The organism is Sphingobium sp. Z007, assembly GCF_900013425.1.
In the GTDB taxonomy this organism is placed as follows: domain Bacteria; phylum Pseudomonadota; class Alphaproteobacteria; order Sphingomonadales; family Sphingomonadaceae; genus Sphingobium.
In genome coordinates, this window is the sequence record NZ_FBXK01000005.1 from 2,021,746 (window position 1) to 2,040,452 (window position 18,707).

General features: G+C 63.5%; 18 protein-coding genes and 1 pseudogene. 9 read left to right on the forward strand and 10 right to left on the reverse strand.

The genetic code is table 11. The features are described 5' to 3' along the window. Window positions 1-42: 42 nt before the first annotated feature. Window positions 43-1,122: an AI-2E family transporter gene (locus tag CEQ44_RS17805; protein ID WP_088185631.1), complete on the reverse strand. Its 1,080-nt coding sequence runs from the start codon at window positions 1,120-1,122 to the stop codon at window positions 43-45. Window positions 1,123-1,280: 158 nt separating this feature from the next. Between CEQ44_RS17805 and CEQ44_RS17810 the strand changes: the two genes are divergently transcribed. Together CEQ44_RS17810 and CEQ44_RS17815 are read left to right on the forward strand one after the other, a co-directional pair. Further along, complete coding sequence (locus tag CEQ44_RS17810; RefSeq protein ID WP_088185630.1) at window positions 1,281-2,081, forward strand: RNA methyltransferase; 801 nt, start codon at window positions 1,281-1,283, stop codon at window positions 2,079-2,081. A gap of 110 nt (window positions 2,082-2,191) precedes the next feature. Beyond that, window positions 2,192-3,475 carry an MFS transporter gene (locus CEQ44_RS17815; RefSeq protein WP_088185639.1) on the forward strand — a complete coding sequence of 428 codons (1,284 nt, stop codon included), beginning with the start codon at window positions 2,192-2,194 and terminating at the stop codon, window positions 3,473-3,475. Here CEQ44_RS17815 and CEQ44_RS17820 read toward each other — a convergent pair. The 9 genes from CEQ44_RS17820 to ffh form a co-directional block, all read right to left on the reverse strand. Next, a complete protein-coding gene (locus CEQ44_RS17820; protein WP_088185629.1) occupies window positions 3,468-3,983 on the reverse strand; it encodes a GNAT family N-acetyltransferase in 516 nt (171 codons plus the stop codon). The two genes, CEQ44_RS17815 and CEQ44_RS17820, sit on opposite strands and share 8 nt — an antisense overlap. Before the next feature lie 70 nt (window positions 3,984-4,053). Continuing rightward, a complete protein-coding gene (locus CEQ44_RS17825) occupies window positions 4,054-6,807 on the reverse strand; it encodes a TonB-dependent siderophore receptor (protein WP_088189898.1) in 2,754 nt (917 codons plus the stop codon). Window positions 6,808-7,165: 358 nt separating this feature from the next. Next, window positions 7,166-7,531 carry a 50S ribosomal protein L19 gene (gene rplS, locus CEQ44_RS17830; protein ID WP_056686454.1) on the reverse strand — a complete coding sequence of 122 codons (366 nt, stop codon included), beginning with the start codon at window positions 7,529-7,531 and terminating at the stop codon, window positions 7,166-7,168. 6 nt (window positions 7,532-7,537) lie between these two features. Continuing rightward, a complete protein-coding gene (gene trmD, locus CEQ44_RS17835; protein ID WP_088183138.1) occupies window positions 7,538-8,275 on the reverse strand; it encodes a tRNA (guanosine(37)-N1)-methyltransferase TrmD in 738 nt (245 codons plus the stop codon). Further along, entirely contained in the window at window positions 8,272-8,544 is a 273-nt protein-coding gene (locus CEQ44_RS17840; protein WP_088183139.1) for a hypothetical protein, read from the reverse strand. Before CEQ44_RS17840 ends, trmD begins: the two co-directional genes overlap by 4 nt. Window positions 8,545-8,591: 47 nt before the next feature. Further along, window positions 8,592-10,127 carry a serine hydrolase gene (locus CEQ44_RS17845; RefSeq protein WP_254913975.1) on the reverse strand — a complete coding sequence of 512 codons (1,536 nt, stop codon included), beginning with the start codon at window positions 10,125-10,127 and terminating at the stop codon, window positions 8,592-8,594. A gap of 32 nt (window positions 10,128-10,159) precedes the next feature. Next, the gene (gene rimM / locus CEQ44_RS17850) at window positions 10,160-10,654 is read right to left on the reverse strand and encodes a ribosome maturation factor RimM (RefSeq protein ID WP_088183140.1); all 495 of its coding nucleotides are present in this window, start codon (window positions 10,652-10,654) and stop codon (window positions 10,160-10,162) included. A gap of 5 nt (window positions 10,655-10,659) precedes the next feature. Further along, entirely contained in the window at window positions 10,660-11,148 is a 489-nt protein-coding gene (gene rpsP, locus CEQ44_RS17855) for a 30S ribosomal protein S16 (protein WP_088183141.1), read from the reverse strand. Between the two features lie 41 nt (window positions 11,149-11,189). Then, complete coding sequence (ffh, locus tag CEQ44_RS17860) at window positions 11,190-12,665, reverse strand: signal recognition particle protein (protein ID WP_088183142.1); 1,476 nt, start codon at window positions 12,663-12,665, stop codon at window positions 11,190-11,192. A 338-nt stretch (window positions 12,666-13,003) separates the two neighbouring features. Between ffh and CEQ44_RS17865 the strand changes: the two genes are divergently transcribed. From CEQ44_RS17865 to ispZ, 7 genes and pseudogenes are all read left to right on the forward strand, one after another. Further along, window positions 13,004-14,398 (forward strand): amino acid permease, encoded by a 1,395-nt coding sequence (locus CEQ44_RS17865; protein ID WP_088183181.1) that lies wholly within the window; start codon window positions 13,004-13,006, stop codon window positions 14,396-14,398. A 15-nt stretch (window positions 14,399-14,413) separates the two neighbouring features. After that, a pseudogene (locus tag CEQ44_RS25405) lies at window positions 14,414-14,674 on the forward strand (energy transducer TonB); the annotation flags it as partial. 108 nt (window positions 14,675-14,782) lie between these two features. Continuing rightward, window positions 14,783-15,031, forward strand: a complete 249-nt coding sequence (locus CEQ44_RS25145; RefSeq protein WP_254913974.1) for a hypothetical protein — start codon at window positions 14,783-14,785, stop codon at window positions 15,029-15,031. A gap of 44 nt (window positions 15,032-15,075) precedes the next feature. Continuing rightward, window positions 15,076-15,876: a diaminopimelate epimerase gene (gene dapF, locus CEQ44_RS17875; RefSeq protein ID WP_088183144.1), complete on the forward strand. Its 801-nt coding sequence runs from the start codon at window positions 15,076-15,078 to the stop codon at window positions 15,874-15,876. Next, window positions 15,876-17,120, forward strand: coding sequence for a tRNA (N(6)-L-threonylcarbamoyladenosine(37)-C(2))-methylthiotransferase MtaB (gene mtaB, locus CEQ44_RS17880; RefSeq protein ID WP_088183145.1), 1,245 nt, complete (start codon window positions 15,876-15,878; stop codon window positions 17,118-17,120). Before dapF ends, mtaB begins: the two co-directional genes overlap by 1 nt. Then, window positions 17,117-18,055, forward strand: a complete 939-nt coding sequence (gene ftsY / locus CEQ44_RS17885; protein ID WP_088183146.1) for a signal recognition particle-docking protein FtsY — start codon at window positions 17,117-17,119, stop codon at window positions 18,053-18,055. Before mtaB ends, ftsY begins: the two co-directional genes overlap by 4 nt. After that, complete coding sequence (ispZ, locus tag CEQ44_RS17890; RefSeq protein WP_088183147.1) at window positions 18,045-18,707, forward strand: septation protein IspZ; 663 nt, start codon at window positions 18,045-18,047, stop codon at window positions 18,705-18,707. Before ftsY ends, ispZ begins: the two co-directional genes overlap by 11 nt.

Sequence of the window (18,707 nt, forward strand, 5' to 3'; positions counted from 1 at the left end):
GTTTCGAACTTAAGAGGTCTGATCCCGGCTAACCGGCCGCCATCAGCCCACAATCTCGCCTTCCCGACGCATCTGGGTAAAGATGTTCCACGTCGCGATGAACAGCGCGGCGATCACCGGCCCGATCACGATGCCGTTGAAACCGAACAGCTCGATCCCGCCCAGGGTAGAAATCAGCACGACATAATCGGGAATGCGCGTATCGCGGCCGACCAATATCGGGCGCAGCACATTGTCGACCGACCCGATGATGAGCGCACCACTGACGACAACCACGACCCCCTGCCAGATGGCGCCGGTTGCGAACAGATAGAGCGCCACCGGCCCCCACACGATCGCCGCGCCGATCGCGGGCAACAGCGAGAAAGCGCCCATCAGCACGCCCCACAGCAGCGCACCCTGGATACCCACCGCCCAGAAAATGAGACCGCCCAGCACGCCCTGCACGATGGCCACGACCAGGCTGCCCTTCACTGTCGCACGTATGACGACAACGAAGCGGGTAAGCAACGCCTCGCGCTGATGCGGACGCAGCGGCGCCGCCTCGGCGAAGCGCTGGGACAGTCGCTCACCGTCGCGGAGGAGAAAGAAGGACAGATACAGCATCACGCCCAGCGCAATGATGAAGCTGAATGCGCCCTGCCCGATCAACAGTGCCTGCCCCGCCCAGGTGCGGAAACTGCTGGTCAGGCCGCGCGTCACGGTAATGCGCGCCGCGTCGAAATTGCTAAGGCCAAAGCGCCGCAACATGCCATGCGCCCATTCGGGCAGCGCCGCCTGCATCTGTGCGAACATGCGCGCGAAATCGATCTGGCCCGACTGGATTTGCGCATAGACATGCGCCGCCTCCGTAATCAGAGCGCTGACCAGCAGGATCGCAGGAATGATGACGATCGCGATGATGAGCAGCAGAGTGATGAGCGCCGCACTGTTGCGCCGGCCCGGCATCCGGGCCGCAATGCGCTGCTGAATCGGCCAGAACAGCACCGCGACGATCACGCCCCACAGCACCGCGGCGAAAAAGGGTTCCAGCACCGCGGCGAAGGCGATGGAAACGAGAATGACAAGGCTGAGGAAGAAACCGTCCTCCAACTTGTAGCTACGGGACGGCGGTATGGTCATGATTTCCCCCTAGGCAAGAACGGGTGCGAAATCCATGGGGATCGTTGCGGTTCCATCATGGATGGCAATGTCGATTTGTCCCGGCGCAAAGCCCGCTGTCTTTTTCCACCGCCCGCCGCTAGAGAATCGAACGCATTCATGAAGGGACCAGCACAGACGTGGCACGCGAGATCACCGGATTTTCCAACCCGCTGGTGAAGCGCGTCCGCAGTTTGCGCGAGAAAAAACATCGCAAGGCCGAAGGGCTGTTCCTGGCCGAAGGGCTGCGCATCCTGACCGAAGCGCGCGAACAAGGCGTGCTGCCCGAAATGCTGTTCTACGCCGGATCGACGCATCCGCTGGCGCTGGACCTGATCGACGCGATGGAGGCGATCGGCGGCGACGTCATCGAAACCACGCCCGACATATTGTCCAAGATCAGCGGCAAGGACAATGCCCAGGCCGTGGTCGGCGTCTATCGCGACCGCCTTACCCCGCTCGACAGGCTGGACCGCAGCACCGCCGACATCTGGATCGTCGCGCAATCGTTGCGCGATCCCGGCAACCTTGGCACCATATTGCGCACCGGCGACGCCGTGGGCGCGGGCGGCCTCATCCTCATCGACGATTGCGTCGATCCCTTCTCGGTCGAATCGGTCCGCGCCTCCATGGGCGCGCTCTTTACCCAATCGATTACCCAGGCGCGCTGGGGCGAATTCATGCACTGGCTGCGCCAGGGACCGGGCGAACTGATCGGCACCAGCCTCAAAGCCACACAGGATTATCAGGAACCGCGCTATGCCAGTCCCAGCTTCCTGTTGGTCGGCAACGAAGCGCAGGGCTTGCCGGAAAGCTACGAAGCCGAATGCGACCAGCTGGTCAAGATGCCGATGCTGGGCAAGGCGGACAGCCTGAACGCCGCGGTGGCGACGGCGGTCATGGCCTATGAATTGCTGAACCAGAAACGACGGCGCGGATAGAAGGGCGTGCCCGGCGAAGGCCGCAGTCCAATTCCCATGTCATATCTGGTCCCCGGCCTTCGCTGGGGAACATGGGGTCAAAAACGGTTAGTGCGGGGCAGGGCGAAAAGATGACAACGACAAGCGGCTTAGGCGAAATGTGGCGGCACAAACGCGTGCTCTCGGCCAGCCTGATCGGCACGGCGGTCGAATTTTACGACTTCTACATCTACGCCACCGCCGCCAGCCTGATCTTCCCCTCGCTCTTCTTCCCCTCCTCTTCGTCCTCGGCGCAACTGATGGCCTCCTATGGCAGCCTCGCCCTTGCCTTCTTCGCCCGGCCCGTCGGCGCGGCGGTCTTCGGCCATTATGGCGACCGCATCGGGCGCAAGGCGACGCTGGTCGCCTCGCTGATGCTGATGGGCGGCTGTACCCTGCTGATCGGCTTCCTGCCGACCTATCAGATGATCGGCTATTGGGCGCCGCTGATCCTGTGTCTGCTGCGCTTCGGCCAGGGTTTTGGCCTGGGCGGCGAATGGGGCGGCGCGGCCTTGCTGGCGGTGGAAAATGCCCCGCCCGGCTGGCGCGCGCGCTTTGGCATGTTCCCGCAACTGGGCGCACCGGTCGGCTTCATCGCCGCCAACGGCCTGTTCCTGATCCTCGGCGCTTTCCTGACCGACCAAGATTTCTTCGCCTGGGGCTGGCGCCTACCCTTCCTGGGCAGCGCGGTGCTGGTGATATTGGGCCTCTGGGTCCGCCTGAAACTCACCGAAACGCCGGAATTCGCCGCCGCGCAGAAGGAAACCCCACCGCCCGCCGTGCCGCTGGCCACCCTCCTCTCCTCACATCTTGGCGCAGCGATCGCGGGCACTTTCGCCTGCGCCGCCTGCTTCGCGGTCTATTATATCGCGACCGCCTTCGCGCTTGGCTACGGCACCACCGCGCTCAGGATCGACCGCGAAGTCTTCCTCGCCATCCAACTCGGCGCAATCATGTTCATGGCGGTCAGCATCATCCTGGCGGGTTGGTGGGCGGATCGCACCACGCCGACCACCGCGCTCGCCTGGGGCTGCGCCGGCACGGTGCTGATGGGCCTTGTCTTCGGGCCGCTGATCGGCACCGGGGCGCTGCTGCCGATCTTCGTGGCGCTCAGCCTCGCCTTGTTCGTCATGGGCTTCATCTACGGCCCGCTGGGCGCTTACCTCCCCGCTCTCTTCCCGATCCAGCTCCGCTATACCGGCGCGTCCTTCGCCTTCAACCTGGGTGGCATCATCGGCGGCGCGCTCGCCCCGATCGTCGCCACCTGGCTGATCGGCGCGCAGGGCGTCGGTCTCGTCGGCCTCTATATGTCGGCGGCCGCGCTCATCAGCTTGGGCGGCCTATGGTTGACCAGCCGGATGCCCGCGATCAGATAGCCTTGCGCATCAGCAGCATCGGCACGCCGCTATCCTCGAACGGCCGCACGTCTTCGAACCCGAAGCTGCGATAAAGCGGCACGCCCGCCATCGTCCCCGACAGTTCGAGCGCCCCAAAGCCCTCCGCCCGCGCCGCCGCCTCGCACAGCGACAGGATCAGCGTGCCCACGCCTTTGCGGACATGATCGGGATGCGTATACATCGCCCGCACCCGCGCCGCCTCGGTCGCCGGATCGAGCAGCCGATCGTCCCGCCCCGCGCTATGGTTGCCGCCATAGGCCGTGGCCCTTCGGCTCCACCCGCCGCACCCGGCGATGGCGCCCGCATCCTCAATCACGAAATAGGTGCCGTCGGCGATCAGCCGACTGTCCAGACCCATGAAAGCGTGGCTGGCCGCCACCTGATCGGGCGTCAGATACGCCGATTGCAGATGTTCGATGGCGCGGGTCATCAGCGCCGACAGGCGCGGTTCGTCGGCCATGGTGGCAAGGCGATGGGTCAGAGGCATAGTATGTCCTGCAACGAAAACGGCCGATCCTGCAAGGGACCGGCCGCTCGTCGTCGCTGTTATGCAAAGGTCAGAATTTGAAGCCGACCTTGCCGTACCAGAAACCGCCGTTGAAGCCGAACGGCGACACGTCGGGATAGATGTCACCGGTGAAGCGACCACCGGTCGAGGCATAGACCGGGCCCAACGTCCCCTTGGTGTTGGAATATTTGTCGGGATAGTTGCTGAACAGGTTCTGCACGCCCACGCTGAGGGTGAAATTGTCGTTCACCTCATAGCTGGTTTCAAAGTCGAACACGAACTCGCTGCCGAAGGTCTGCGACACCGGGCCGTCATCTGTCTGGGTATATTTGCCATACCAGTTCATCCGCGCCAGCACGGAGAAGGGACCGCTGTTCCAATTCTCGGTCAGGATGACGCGGGTCTTGGGCAGGGTCTTTTCGAGCTGGGCGACGCGGACATCGGATACGATGTCGCGATTGCGCGCGATGACCTTGGTCTTGTTATAGTTGAACGCCAGCGTGGTGTTGAAACTGCCCATAGTGTCGGTGGCAAAGCGATAGCTGCCGACGACATCGATACCCTGCGTCCGCGTGTCGAAGGCATTGGTCAGGAACTGCACTTCGTTGACGGTCGCATAGTTGGCCAGACCCAGCGATTGGAGCGTAGGCCGCTGCGCATTGGTGATTTCAAACGTGCCGGACGTGCCGATCCGGTCCTTCACCTTGATATTATAATAGTCGATCGACAGCGTGAAGCCGGGTGCAGGCGTGAACACGGTGCCGAGCGAGAAGCTGACCGACTCTTCGGGCTTCAACGGCGTCGCGCCCAGGAAGGCCGCGACCGGGCTGGTGACCGGCAACGTCATCGATTCGATCGCATTGGGATTGCCGGGGTTGAAGCCGGTCGCGATGCTGCTGCTGTTGACCTGACCCGGCGTCGGGGCGCGGAAGCCGGTCGCCACCGTGCCGCGCAGCGCGACGATGTCGGGAACGACGGCGTAGCGGGCGGAGAATTTGCCGGTGGTGGAATTGCCGAAGTCGGACAGATGCTCATAGCGGCCAGCGATGCCGAAGGAGAGCTGTTCGGTAATATCTCCTTCGATGTCGATATAAATACCCTTGGAATTGCGGCTGCTTTCGCCTGCAATCGATGGGCCGTATCCGGGAAATCCGTTGGCGCCGACCGGCTGGGCAGTGCCCAGCTGCTCATATTGATAGTTACCCGGTCCCACCGGCAGCGCGCTGTTGAAAGCGGTATTGAGCCTATCTGTGAATACCGGCGTACCGTCCTGATGGAAGACCAGATTCCCGGTATATTGCCCGATCGCATAGGACGCCGCGTCGCCCAAGCCCAGTTCATAGGATTCGCGGAAATACTGGCCGCCAAAGGCGATGGTGATGGGGCTTGCAAAACCGACTTCCCATGGATAGCTGAAGTCCGCATTGACCAGCGTTTCACGCTGTTCCAGCTTGCCCAGATAGAATTCGGTGGGCGACGTGATGCCCAGCGACGGGTTCATCGTGCCGTTCATCGTATAACGCAGCGTCGACTGGCCATAGCTGCCGGAAATGTCATAGTTCAGGCCAAAACCCAATTTGCCCTTGTAACCCACCGTACCGGAAATATCGTCGATCTTGCCGAAGAAAATCGGCGTGAAGCCGCCGGGATAGACGCAGCTCCAATTCTGGACCAGAGGGTCGGAGCAGGTCGCGACCTTCGTATAATCGCGCACGACCGATCCCGCGCGCGCGTGAATGGCGGATACCTCATAATCGTTAGGCGCATAGACATTGCCGCCCGCGGCACCGCTCTGAACGCCGGGCAAACTGTTATCGAAATCGGTGAAAATGTCGCTGAATATACCGTTCTTGCCGAAGCTGTTACCTTCGATATCGACGCCCGCGGTATCGACCGACTGGCGATAGTTGAAGCTTTCCTCCTGGAAGCTGTGGCCGTAATTGCCGAAGAAATAGACGCTGCTGTCATCGCCCAGGTCGAACCCGCCATTGACGAAGAAGCGGTAGGATTCCATCGCCGGATTGCCGTAGCGCTGCGCTAGCTTGGGCACGCCGATATTGGGCTGCTCCTGCGCCAGCAGCGCCGCGCCCGCGCGGGTCACGCCGCGGCTGGTCTTGGCCGCATTCACATATTCGCCGCTGATGTTGATGAAGCCGCTGTCGCCCAGCTTGAACCCGCCATTCAGCGCCAACTGATAGTCTTCGCCATCGCCGCGATAAAATTGGCCGTAGCGGGCATAGCCCGAAATGCCGTCCGTATCGTCGCGCAGGGTCATGTTGATGACCCCGGCGATGGCGTCCGACCCATATTGCGCCGATGCGCCGTCGCGCAGCACTTCGACCGCGCGGACCGCAATGGCGGGCACCTGCGCCAAGTCGGCGGAATGGGCGCCGGCCGACTGGGCGTTCGCGCCGATCTGGACCAGCGCGGAACGATGCATCCGCTTGCCGTTGATGAGGACCAACGTCTGGTCGGGCGCCAGACCGCGCAGGTTGGGCGGACGGACGAACGAGGAGCCGTCGCCAATGGCGTAGCGCGCGACCGAGAAGGAAGGAACGAGGTTCTGGATCACCTGGTTCATGTCGGCCGTGCCCTGCTTTTGCAGTTCAACCCCCGAATAAACGTCGATCGGCGTGGGCGATTCCGCCACGGTGCGATCGGTACGGCGGGTGCCGGTCACGATGATGGTCTGGCCCGGTTCGGCGGCAGCCGCCTGTGGCGGCGCGTCCTGCGCAAGAACAGGCATGGAATAGCAAAGAGCGACAGCAATGGCGCTGCGCGAAATCAGACCCTTATACTTCATCAAAAAAGCCCCCTATTTCTCTTTTACAGAGGCCTTTTCGACATCCCTACCCTATTTTTATTTTCAACGTCATGAAGTCACAAAATTCCCCGACCGAAACTGAAAGTTTCAGTGCAACTACAATCTGTAACAATTGGAAACGGAAGGCTGGCATAAATCCACCATCAACAAAATGGCCCTTTTTGCCGCAGCGCAAAATCTTTCGGGCGGGACAAAGCCGGACGATCGTCAAACTTTGTCAAATCCTTGTAACATAAAGAAAAAGGCGGCGACCCTGGGGGTCGCCGCCTGTATCTTTTTTACAACTGTCAAGTAGCGTCGTTAACCGTTCACCTTTGTGCAGTTAACCTTCGCGCTATTACCCCTCGCGATTATCGCGACGCTCGGCGATACGCGCGCGCTTGCCGGTGCGGCCGCGCAGATAGTAGAGCTTGGCGCGACGCACGACGCCACGACGGACGACGGTGATCGAATCGAGGTTGGGCGAATAGAGCGGGAACACGCGCTCCACGCCTTCGCCGAACGAAATCTTGCGCACGGTGAAGTTCGAACCCATGCCCTTGTTCGAACGGGCGATGCACACGCCTTCATAGTTCTGAACGCGGCTACGCTCGCCTTCGATGACCTTCACACCGACGCGCAGCGTGTCGCCGGGGCGGAATTCAGGGATGTCCTTGCCGAGGGCGGCGATGTTTTCCGCCTCGATCTGCTGGATGATGTTCATGTCAACTCAGTCCTTGGTCGTTCGTTGCGCACCAGAGGGCGACTGGACCCGAACGCCGATGTGACGTTCCCAAAGGTCCGGCCGCCTTAGCCGTGTATCATCCTCCGCCTGTTGTTTCCGCCAGGCGGCGATTTTCGCATGATCCCCCGATCGCAACACTTGCGGGATCGTGCGCCCCTCCCATTCGACCGGGCGGGTATAGTGCGGATATTCGAGCAACCCCGTTTCAAAGGATTCCTCGACTCCGCTGGAAGCCGCGCCCATTACACCGGGCAGCAGCCGAACACAAGCATCGAGCAGCAGCAAAGCGCCCATTTCCCCGCCCGACAATATGATGTCGCCCATGCTGACCTGCTCGATCGGCCGGGCGTCAAAGATACGCTCGTCAAATCCCTCGAACCGCCCGCACAGCAGGGTCACGCCCGGCCCGTCCGCCAGGCTGCGCACGCGCGCCTGGGTGATCGCCGCGCCCCGCGGCGTCATCGCCAGCACCGGCAGGTCCGGCCGCTGCGCCAGCGCATGGTCGACCGCCCTGGCCAGGATGTCCGCCCGCAGCACCATGCCCGCCCCGCCCCCGGCCGGCGTGTCATCGACGGTGCGATGCTTATCCGTGGCGAAATCGCGGATATGGATCGGATCGCATGTCCACTTGCCCTCGCCAAGCGCTCGCCCGGCCAGCGACACACCCAGCGGCCCCGGAAACATCTCAGGATAGAGGGTCAGTATCTGCGCGGCGAAGCTCATTGCCGGCGCGCCCTCAACCATGCCGCGGAAAACCCGCCGATCAGGCACAACAGGCCGCAAACGAGCAGGGCGACGCTAACGCTACGGAGCAGACCAGCAAAGGGCCGTTCGGGATGCGTCAAGGCAGGAATCAACAGCAGCAGCGGAACCGGGCAAACCAGCGCCGCCGCTGTCGCAAGCCTCGCGCCGCGCGACCAGCCGATGCCGAACAGACGCCACCCTGCGCCAAGCATCAACAATAGATATAAGGCGGTGACGATCTGGGCCATGCGCCGCGCTTAGGCGAAGTCGGCCAAAGCGTCCAGTTGCCTCCCGCTCAGGGCGTCTTCACCGCCAGTTTCAGTTCCTGAACTTGCGCGTTCGGCGTCGGGGCCAGCAGGATGGACCCCGCCAACCGCCCCTTCTCGCAGGTCCAAGTGAAGGTGCCCGACAGGTTGCCGCTAGCCTTGATCGGCGCATCGGCGCGGCACGCGCCGACCTCGCTCTTGAGCGCCGCCAGCTTCTTGCGCCAACTGTCCATGTCGTTGTCCATCAGGAAGTTCATCGCCAGCCGATCCTGCGCGCCCTGCACGTCTCCGGCGGCATAGATGCGCCCCGCCGCGGCATAGCCGTCCGCAAGCAGCGGCGACACCGTCAGCACCCGCTCGACCAGTGCGCCGGCCTTCTGCAGCGCCACGGCGGCGTCCCAGGCCGGACCCGCACCGCCATTATAGGTGCGATTGGTGAAGACGAAGATGCCCACGCCATAGTCGGGCATCAGCATCACATGGCTGCCATAGCCCGGATAGCCGCCGCCATGGGCCAGCGTGAGGCCGAGATCGCAATCCTGCGCCACCCGCATGCCGAAACCATAAGCCGCCGCCTGACGGCAGGCCGACGGGCCGCTGGCGCCATTGCGCTGGGCACTGGTGACAAAATTGCTCCCCTCCGCCAGCATCCGCACCGCCGACCGCGGCACCGGCCCTGCGTCTGGATCGTCGCGCGCGGGCCAGGCGGACAGCAGGAAGGCGACCCAGCGGGCATAATCATTGGCGCTGGTCTGCAGCCCGCCCATCGCCCCGAATGCGCCGTCGCGCATCGTCGGCTCGGCCTTCCAGCGCCCCTCTTCCCAGCGATAGCCGATCGCCCGGCGCTCCATCGGCCATTCGCCGACTTCATACCCGCTCGACGCCATGCCCAGCGGGGTCAGCAGATGTTGCTCGACATAGCGGCGATAGGGTTGGCCTGAAACGGCGGCGACGATCCGGCCCAGCAGCGCGAAACCGAAATTGCTATATTCATAATGGCTGCCCGGCACGCTGCTGAACAGCACCCCCTGTTGCAGCATCCGGGTAAAGTCCGCCTCCGGCAGCGGCGTCTGGCGATCGCCCCAGGGATTGTCGTCGACCAGCCCCGCGCTATGCGTCAGCAGGTCGCGGATGCGGATGCGCGGGCTGTCCTTGGTCGGGTAAGTCCAGCCGCGCATCTCCGGCACATAGGTTTCGGCCAGATCGTCGAGCGCGAGCTTGCCTTCCTCGCGCAGTTTCAGGACCGATAGCGCAGTAAACGCCTTGGTCATCGACGCGATGCGGAACAGGCTGTCGGGCGTCACCGGCCGCTTGTGGACCAGATCCTGCACGCCCAGCCCCTTTACATGGACCAGTAGCCCGTCGGCGACGATGCCATAGACCAGCCCCGGCGCATGGCTGTCCACCTGGAAATCGGCGAACAGGCGATCGATCGCTGGGATCGCCTGCGCAATCTTCTGCGCGTCGGCGGCGTGGGCCGGACGCGCGGCCGCAATCATTAAGAACAGGCAAGCGGCAAGGCGCATCGAACGATCCTTCCAGCGACGGAGGATCAACCATGCCATGCTGCATCATGGCTGCAAGGGCCGTCTGCCCCCTATTCGACGAAGATCGCGTCAATGATCGCGCGGTCCGCTTCCAGCGTCACCGCGTGCATCGGCGCCATGAAGCGCTTGCCCTTCTTGCCCTCGACCGGGGGACGCTCAACCTCGATGATGTCGCCCGCGCCGAAATTCTCGATCGCGATAATCTCGCCCAGCGCTTCGCCCGCATCGGACACACAGGCCAGGCCGATGATGTCGGCATGATAATATTCGCCCTCGCCCAACGGCGGCAGGGCGGAACGGGGCACGGTCAACGCCGTACCGCGCAAGGCTTCGGCCGCACTGCGTGTCTCCACCTCGGCGAAACGGGCGACCGCGCCATTGGGACCGGGGCGCACCGACTTCAACGTCAATATGCGCCCCGCCGCATCGAAGCTCTTGTAGTTTTTGAGGCTTTCGGCCCCTTCGCCAAACAGCTTCAGACGGACCTCGCCCGCCACCCCATGCGCACCAACGATCGCGGCGAGAGTGACGGGCTTGTCGGTCAAGAGGTTCAGCCCTCGGTCTTTTCAGCAGCGGCTTCCTCGGCGGGAGCGGCGGCTTCTTCAGCAGGCGCGGCCTCTTCGGCAGCAGGCGCTTCTTCCACCGGAGCCTTGGCGGCTTCTTCGGCAGCAGCCTTGGCGGCTTCGGCGGCTTCCGCGGCTTCGGCAGCCTTGGTGGCGCGGTCTTCAGCGCGATCCTTGGCCTTCTGGCCCGGCTCCGCCTTATTCGGGTTGTTGCGCACCTTGCGCTCCTTCACGCCGGCGGCGTCCAGGAAGCGGGCGACGCGGTCGGTCGGCTGGGCGCCGGCGGCAACCCAATGCTTCGCACGCTCGGTGTCCAGAACGACGCGCTTTTCGTCGCCCTTGGGCAGGACGGGGTTGTAGCTGCCGATGCGCTCGATGAACTTGCCGTCACGCGGGGCGCGGCTGTCGGCCACGACGATGCGATAATAGGGACGCTTCTTGGAGCCGCCGCGCGACAGACGAATGGAGGTTGCCATGGAACTTGCCTTTCTACTCTAATATAATCTGTTGAAACTGCTTATTTCTTCATGAAATTATGAAAGCCCGGCGGTAATTTGGGCATCGAACCGCCCAATCCGCCCAGCCCTGACAGATCGGGACCGCCAGCCCCGCCATCCGGCCCGCCAACGCCGCCCAATCCGCCCATACCACCACCGCCGGCGAACATCTTGGCCAGGCCTTTCAGGCCGCCCATCTTGCGGATCTTCTTCATCGCGCCTTCCATTTCCTGATGCATTTTCAGGAGGCGGTTGACGTCCTGCACGGTCCGCCCGGCACCCTTGGCGATGCGGATCTTGCGCTTGGCGTTGATGAGGGCGGGCTTCTCCCGCTCCTTGGGCGTCATGGAGCCGATCAGAGCGTCCAGATGCACCAGCGTCTTGTCGTTCGCGCCGCTATTGGCCATCGCCTGCTGCGCCTTTTTGAGGCCCGGCAACATGCCCGCCAGCGCGCCCAGGCCGCCCATGCGGCGCATCTGGTTCAACTGGCTGCGCAGGTCGTTCATGTCGAACTGACCCTTGGCCATCTTCTTGGCCAGCTTGTCGGCTTCTTCCGCGTCAATCGTCTCGGCGGCGCGCTCGACCAGGCTGACGACGTCGCCCATGCCCAGGATGCGCTGCGCGACGCGTTGCGGATGGAACAGCTCAAGCGCATCGAGCTTTTCGCCGGTGCCGGCAAACTTGATCGGACGACCGGTAACGGCGCGCATCGACAGCGCCGCGCCACCGCGCGCATCGCCGTCCATCCGGGTCAGCACCACGCCGGTCAGCGGCACCTGCGTCGAGAAGTTCGTCGCGACATTGACCGCGTCCTGGCCAGTCAGCGAATCGACCACCAGCAGGATTTCGGCAGGATTGGAAGCGTCGGCGACCGCCTTCATCTCGTCCATCAACGCCTGATCGACATGCAGACGACCGGCGGTGTCGAGCATCACCACGTCGAAGCCCTGGAGCTTGGCCGACTGGAGAGCGCGCTTGGCGATATCGACCGGCTGCTGTCCCGCCACGATCGGCAGGGTCGCGACGTCGATCTGCGTGCCCAGCACCGCCAACTGTTCCTGCGCGGCCGGGCGCTGGACATCGAGCGACGCCATCAGCACTTTCTTGCGCTCTTTTTCCTTCAGGCGCTTGGCGATCTTGGCGGTCGTGGTGGTCTTGCCCGACCCCTGCAGGCCGACCATCATGATGACGGCGGGCGGGGTCACATCGATCAGCAGGTCCGACGCTTCGGAACCCAGCGTTTCGGTCAACGTGTCCGAGACGATCTTGACGACCATCTGCCCCGGCGTGACCGATCGCAGCACGTCGCTGCCGACCGCCCGTTCGGTGGCCTGGTCGACGAACTGGCGCACGACCGGCAAAGCGACATCGGCTTCCAGCAGCGCGATTCGCACCTCACGCATCGCGGCGCGGACATCGTCCTCCGTAAGCGCGCCGCGCCCACGCAGTTTGTCGAATACCCCACTCAGACGATCGCTCAGCGAATCGAACATCATCACCTCATTTGGGCCGCAAAGGCCCGGAAAATCCTGCTTCCCTGCAAAACGACAAAATCGCCGGTGGGCGAAACCTCGCCAACCAGCGTCCATACAAAGCGCCTCAATGCATCCCGTTTCCGGCCGCGCGCTCAATGGATAAGTCAGGGACCGAACGGTAAACCGCTCGATTGCAGCAGCGCCCTTAGCGCAGCCTCGCGATAATCGCAAGTCGGGCCATCTTCATCCATCATGCCAGCGCAGGCTGGCATCTCACTTTGCCTTTCCAGCGGGGCGATCCTAAGAAAAGACAGTTGCCGGCCGACGCCGATAAAACAGATAACAAGGGAAGCCACACGATGAGCTGGACACGCCGTAAGCCGATGAGCGCGATGACGCCGCAGGACGCGGGCCATCAACTGGCGCGCACCCTGTCCTGGCCGCATCTGCTCGCGCTTGGCGTCGGCGCGATCGTGGGAACGGGCATCCTGACCCTGATCGGCGTCGGCGCGGACAGGGCCGGACCCGCGGTGCTGCTCTCCTTCGCCATAGCGGGCGCGATCTGCGCCTGCGCCGCGCTAGCCTACGCCGAACTCTCAACCATGATGCCCGCGGCCGGCAGCGCCTATAGCTACAGCTATGTCGCATTGGGCGAAGGCATCGCCTGGATCGTGGGATGGAGCCTGATCTTGGAATATAGCCTGGTCGTATCGACCGTGGCGGTCGGCTGGTCTGGCTATGCCGCGCCGCTGCTCACCGCGATAGGCTTTCCAGTCAGCCTGACGCAGGGGCCGGAACTGGGTGGCCTCATCAACCTGCCCGCCATCTTCATCATCGCCGTGGTCGCAGGCCTGCTGATGCTCGGCACGCGCGAAAGCGCGCGCCTCAACAGCGTGCTGGTGCTCATCAAGATTGCAACCTTGAGCCTGTTCGTCTGGTTCGCCCTGCCCGCCTTCGACGCGCCGAATTTGCAGCCCTTCATGCCCTTCGGCTTCGCCAAGCATATGGGACCGGACGGGGTCGAACGCGGGGTCATGGCGGCGGCCGCGATCATCTTCTTTGCCTTTTACGGCTTCGACGCCATTTCAACGGCGGCGGAGGAAGCGAAGAACCCGGACCGGGATCTGGCCATCGGCATCGTCGGGTCGCTGGTCGTCTGCACCCTTATCTATGTGCTGGTCGCCGCCGCCGCGATCGGCGCGCTGCCCTTCACCCGCTTTGCCGACAGTCCCGAGCCGCTGGCGCTGATCCTGCGCGAAATGGGCCAGGGCGGCGTCGCCCGCATCGTCGGCATTGCCGCTGTCATCGCCTTGCCCACCGTCCTGCTCGGCTTCCTCTACGGCCAGAGCCGCATCTTCCTGGTGATGGCGCGCGACGGCTTCCTGCCGCAGAGCCTGGCGAAGATATCGAAGCGCGGCACGCCTGCGCGCATCACCGCCGTCACCGCTGCGCTGGTGGCCGTGATCGCCGGTCTGCTGCCGATCGACGAGATCGCGGCACTGGCCAATGCCGGCACGCTGATCGCCTTCACCGCGGTCGGCTGGTGCCTGCTCGTCCTGCGCCGCCGCAGCCCGGACCTGCGCCGCCCCTTCCGCACGCCCGCAGCCTGGTTCGTGGGCCTGGGCGCGATCGGCGGCTGCGCCTATCTCTTCATCAGCCTGCCGATGCAGACGATCATGGCCTGCTTCGCGTGGAATGGGATTGGGTTGCTGGTGTATTTTCTCTACGGGCAGAAGCGGGCGACGGCGGCGTAAGAGGGATCGAGCAATATGGTTTCAGGACTTCTCTTGGCTAGCGCGTTAGCATTCGCTGCCCCGGCTAATTCCCCCGCGACGTGGACCTCCGACCGTGATTATCCCTCCGGTGCACTTCGAAGGCGCGAGGAGGGCACAGTCGGGTTCCGATTGCTGATTGGACCAATAGGCCGAGTTGCTCAATGCGGAATAACGGAATCTAGCGGCTCGTCAGACCTCGATAAAGGCACGTGCGAGATCATCGCAGCCCATTCGAAGTTCAAACCGGCAATCGATGAAGCCGGTCAGCGAAGCTATAATTTCTTTGACGGGCATCTGACATGGATTTTGCCCGGTCGCTCTGGACCAATCAGAAGTAGAAAGCCCCCGCCGCCCCAGCCCAACATGGAATTGACAGTCCAGAAATTGCCTGACGGCACGCGCGAAAAAACTGTTCGGCTTATCACCAGATTGGATGCAGCAGGACAGATGGTCGCGTGCAAGCCAGGTCCAAGCAATCCTAAAGAGATAAAACTCGCCAAAGTTGCCTGTGAGCAGGCTAAAGCGATGCCTGTAGAGATCACCATGGACGAGAACGGGAATCCCATCCCTCTGGTGAGAGGACTTAGCATATTATTCAAGGCAGCAGAATAACCTCCGACTCGCCTTTTCCCTTCACCCCCACTACATGGCCGCGCATGGGACGCTTTTCCAAAATGCATGGCCTGGGCAACGACTTTGTCGTGATCGACGCGCGCGAAAACGCGATCGATATGACGGAAGCGCGCGCCCGCGCCATCGCCGATCGCCATGCCGGGATCGGCTGCGACCAACTCATCCTGATCAGCAACGCCCCCGACGCGGATGTGTCGATGCAGATTTTCAATGCCGACGGCAGCGAAGTCGAAGCCTGCGGCAACGCAACCCGCTGCGTGCCCCTGTTCGTCGGCCGCGACGTGCTGATCCGCACCAAAGCGGGCCTGCTCGACGCTAAGGCGGTCGATGGCGGCGCCAGCGTCGATATGGGCGCACCCCGCTTCGATTGGGACGCGATCCCGCTCGCCTGGCCCATGGACACGCTGACCATGGGTGCCAGCTGGGAAGACCTGCCCGCCCCCGCCGCAGTCAATGTCGGCAACCCCCATGTCATCTTCTTCGTGGACGATCTGGACGGTGTGAACTTCGACCATCTCGGCCCGCTGATCGAGCATGATCCGCTGTTCCCGGCGCGCGTGAACGTTAATTTTGCGCAGGTCATTGATGACAATCATATCCGCCTGGTCGTGTGGGAACGCGGCGCGGGGCTGACGCGCGCCTGCGGCACCGGCGCCTGCGCCACCGCCGTCGCCGCCATCCGCCGCAAGCTGGTGGCGGGACCGGTGACGGTCAGCCTGCCGGGCGGCGATCTCGTCATCGACTGGACGCCGGGCGGCACGATCCGCATGACCGGTCCCGCCACCCATGTCTTCGACGGCGAGGCTGACTGGGACCGTTTCTGATGAGCGGACCCGAAATCATCACCATGGGCTGCCGCCTCAATATCGCGGAGAGCGAGGCGATTCGTGCCATGGCGAACGACCAGGACAATCTGATCGTCTTCAACAGTTGCGCGGTGACGGCAGAAGCCGTGCGCCAGACCCGCCAGGCGATCCGCCGCGCGCGCCGCGAACGGCCCGACGCCCGCATCCTCGTCACCGGCTGCGCCGCCCAGACCGAACCCCAAACATTCGCCGCCATGGCCGAAGTCGATGGCGTGATCGGCAATCGGGAGAAGATGGAGGCGGCCTCTTTCGCGCCAGTGGCAGAAAAAGTCCGCGTCTCCGATATCATGACGGTGCGCGACACCGCGCCGCATATGGCATCCGCCTTCGCCGATCATGCCCGCGCCTTTCTGGAGGTGCAAAATGGCTGCGACCATCGCTGCACCTTCTGCATCATACCCTATGGGCGTGGGAACAGCCGCTCCGTGCCCGCAGGCGCAGTGGTCGACAAGGCGAAGCAACTGGTCGATGCGGGCTATCGGGAAATCGTGCTGACGGGCGTCGATGTCACCAGCTACGGCCCCGACCTGCCCGGCAACCAGTCGCTCGGCCTGCTGATCGAACGCATCCTGAATGGCGTGCCCGACTTGCCCCGCCTGCGCCTGTCCTCGATCGACAGCGTGGAAATCGACGATCGGCTGTTCGACCTCATCGCCCATGATCCGCGCATGATGCCGCACCTGCACCTCTCGCTCCAGGCTGGCGACGACATGATCCTCAAGCGCATGAAGCGCCGCCACAGCCGCGCAGACGCCATTGCTGTCGTGGAACGGCTCAAGGCCGCCCGCCCTGACATCAGCATCGGCGCAGACATCATCGCCGGCTTCCCGACCGAGGATGACTCGATGTTCGAAAACAGCTTGGCGCTCATCGATGAATGCGACATCGTCCACGGCCATATCTTCCCCTATTCGCCCCGCGTCGGCACGCCCGCCGCACGGATGCCGCAGGTCGATCGCGCGACGGTCAAGGTCCGCGCCGCCCGGTTGCGCGACGCCTGCGCCGCCCGGCGCGATACCTGGCTCCGCAGCCTGATCGGCACGACCCAGTCAGTGCTGGTCGAACGCAACGGCCTCACCGGCCACGCCGAAAATTTCGCGCCAGTACGCTTCGCATCGACCCAGCCCCCCTCCTCCATCGTCTCCGTCCCCATCACGGCGCTTGAGAATGGCGCGCTGATCGCGCAAGAGGCGCAGCAATGACAGACACCGGCACCAGCTGGCGCGACCGCCTCTTTGGCGGATTGAAGCGCACGTCCGACAAGCTCGGCGACAATCTCACCGGCCTTTTTTCCAAGGCGGCCCTGGATACGCAGACCCTTGACGAGATTGAGGAAGCGCTGATCCTGTCCGATCTTGGCCCAGCCATGGCCGCGCGCGTGCGCGAACGGCTGGCCGAAGGGCGCTTCAACAAGGAACTGACCGAGGAATATCTGCGCGAGATCATCGCGGAGGAGATCGAGAAGGTGCTCGCCCCGGTTGCCCGCCCGTTGGAGATCGAAGCCTTTCCGCGGCCGCAGGTGATCCTAGTCATCGGCGTCAACGGATCGGGCAAGACCACCACCATCGCCAAGCTCGCCCATAATTTCCTGGAGCAGGATTATGGCGTCATGCTGGCGGCGGGCGACACCTTCCGCGCGGCGGCCATCGGCCAGCTCAAGGTTTGGGCGGAGCGGCTGGGCATCCCTATCGTCGCGGGCAAGGAAGGCGGCGACGCGGCAGGCATCGTGTTCGACGCCGTCAAGCAGGCGACGGAAACCGGCATCGACGTGCTGATCGTGGACACGGCCGGGCGCCTGCAGAACAAGACCGAGTTGATGGACGAACTAGCGAAGGTGCGCCGCGTGCTGGGCCGATTGAACCCGGCCGCCCCGCACGACGTTGTGCTGGTTCTGGATGCCACCACGGGACAAAATGCGTTGAACCAGATCGAAGTCTTCAAGGAAACGGCGCAGGTCACGGGGCTGGTCATGACCAAGCTCGACGGCACCGCGCGCGGCGGCGTTCTGGTCGCGGCGGCGGAGAAATTCCGCCTGCCTATCCACGCCATCGGCGTGGGGGAGAGGATCGAGGATCTGCGCCCCTTCGATCCCGGCGACATGGCCCGCGCCATTGCGGGGACGGCCTATGCCCGCTGACGCCAAGCCCGTAGCAAAGCCTGCCCATGGCGGCACGCTTAGCCTGGCGCTCGATTTCGGGCCGTTGCTGGTCTTCTTCCTGACCTACAAGGGTGCCGGCTGGTTCCTGGGGGCGGGCAATCCCATCACCGCCATGACCTTCGGCACGGCCGCCTTCATGGCGGCGATCGTGATCGCGGTCATCATCTCCAAAATAAAGCTGGGCCGCGTGTCGCCGATGCTGTGGCTGTCGGCGTTGCTGATCCTGTTTTTCGGCGGCCTCACCATCTATTTCCACGATCAGAGCTTCATCCAGTTGAAGCCCACGATCATCTACAGCTTCTTCGCGCTGATGCTGTTCGCGGGCCTGTTGCGCGGCAAGCCGTTGCTCAAATATCTTCTCCAGGCCGCCTATGATGGCCTGAGCGAAACCGGATGGATGAAGCTGTCGCGCAACTGGGCGCTCTTCTTCGTGGCCATGGCGATCGCGAACGAGGTGATGCGCCGGTCGATGAGTTTCGACAGTTGGCTTGCGGTCAAGGTATGGGGTGTGACCATCGTATCGGTCATATTCGCCGCCGCCAACATCCCGATGCTGATGCGCCACGGCCTGGTGCTGGGCGACAGCCTGGACAGCGACGAGGTCGGCGAAACCACCCCGCCGCAGGGATAA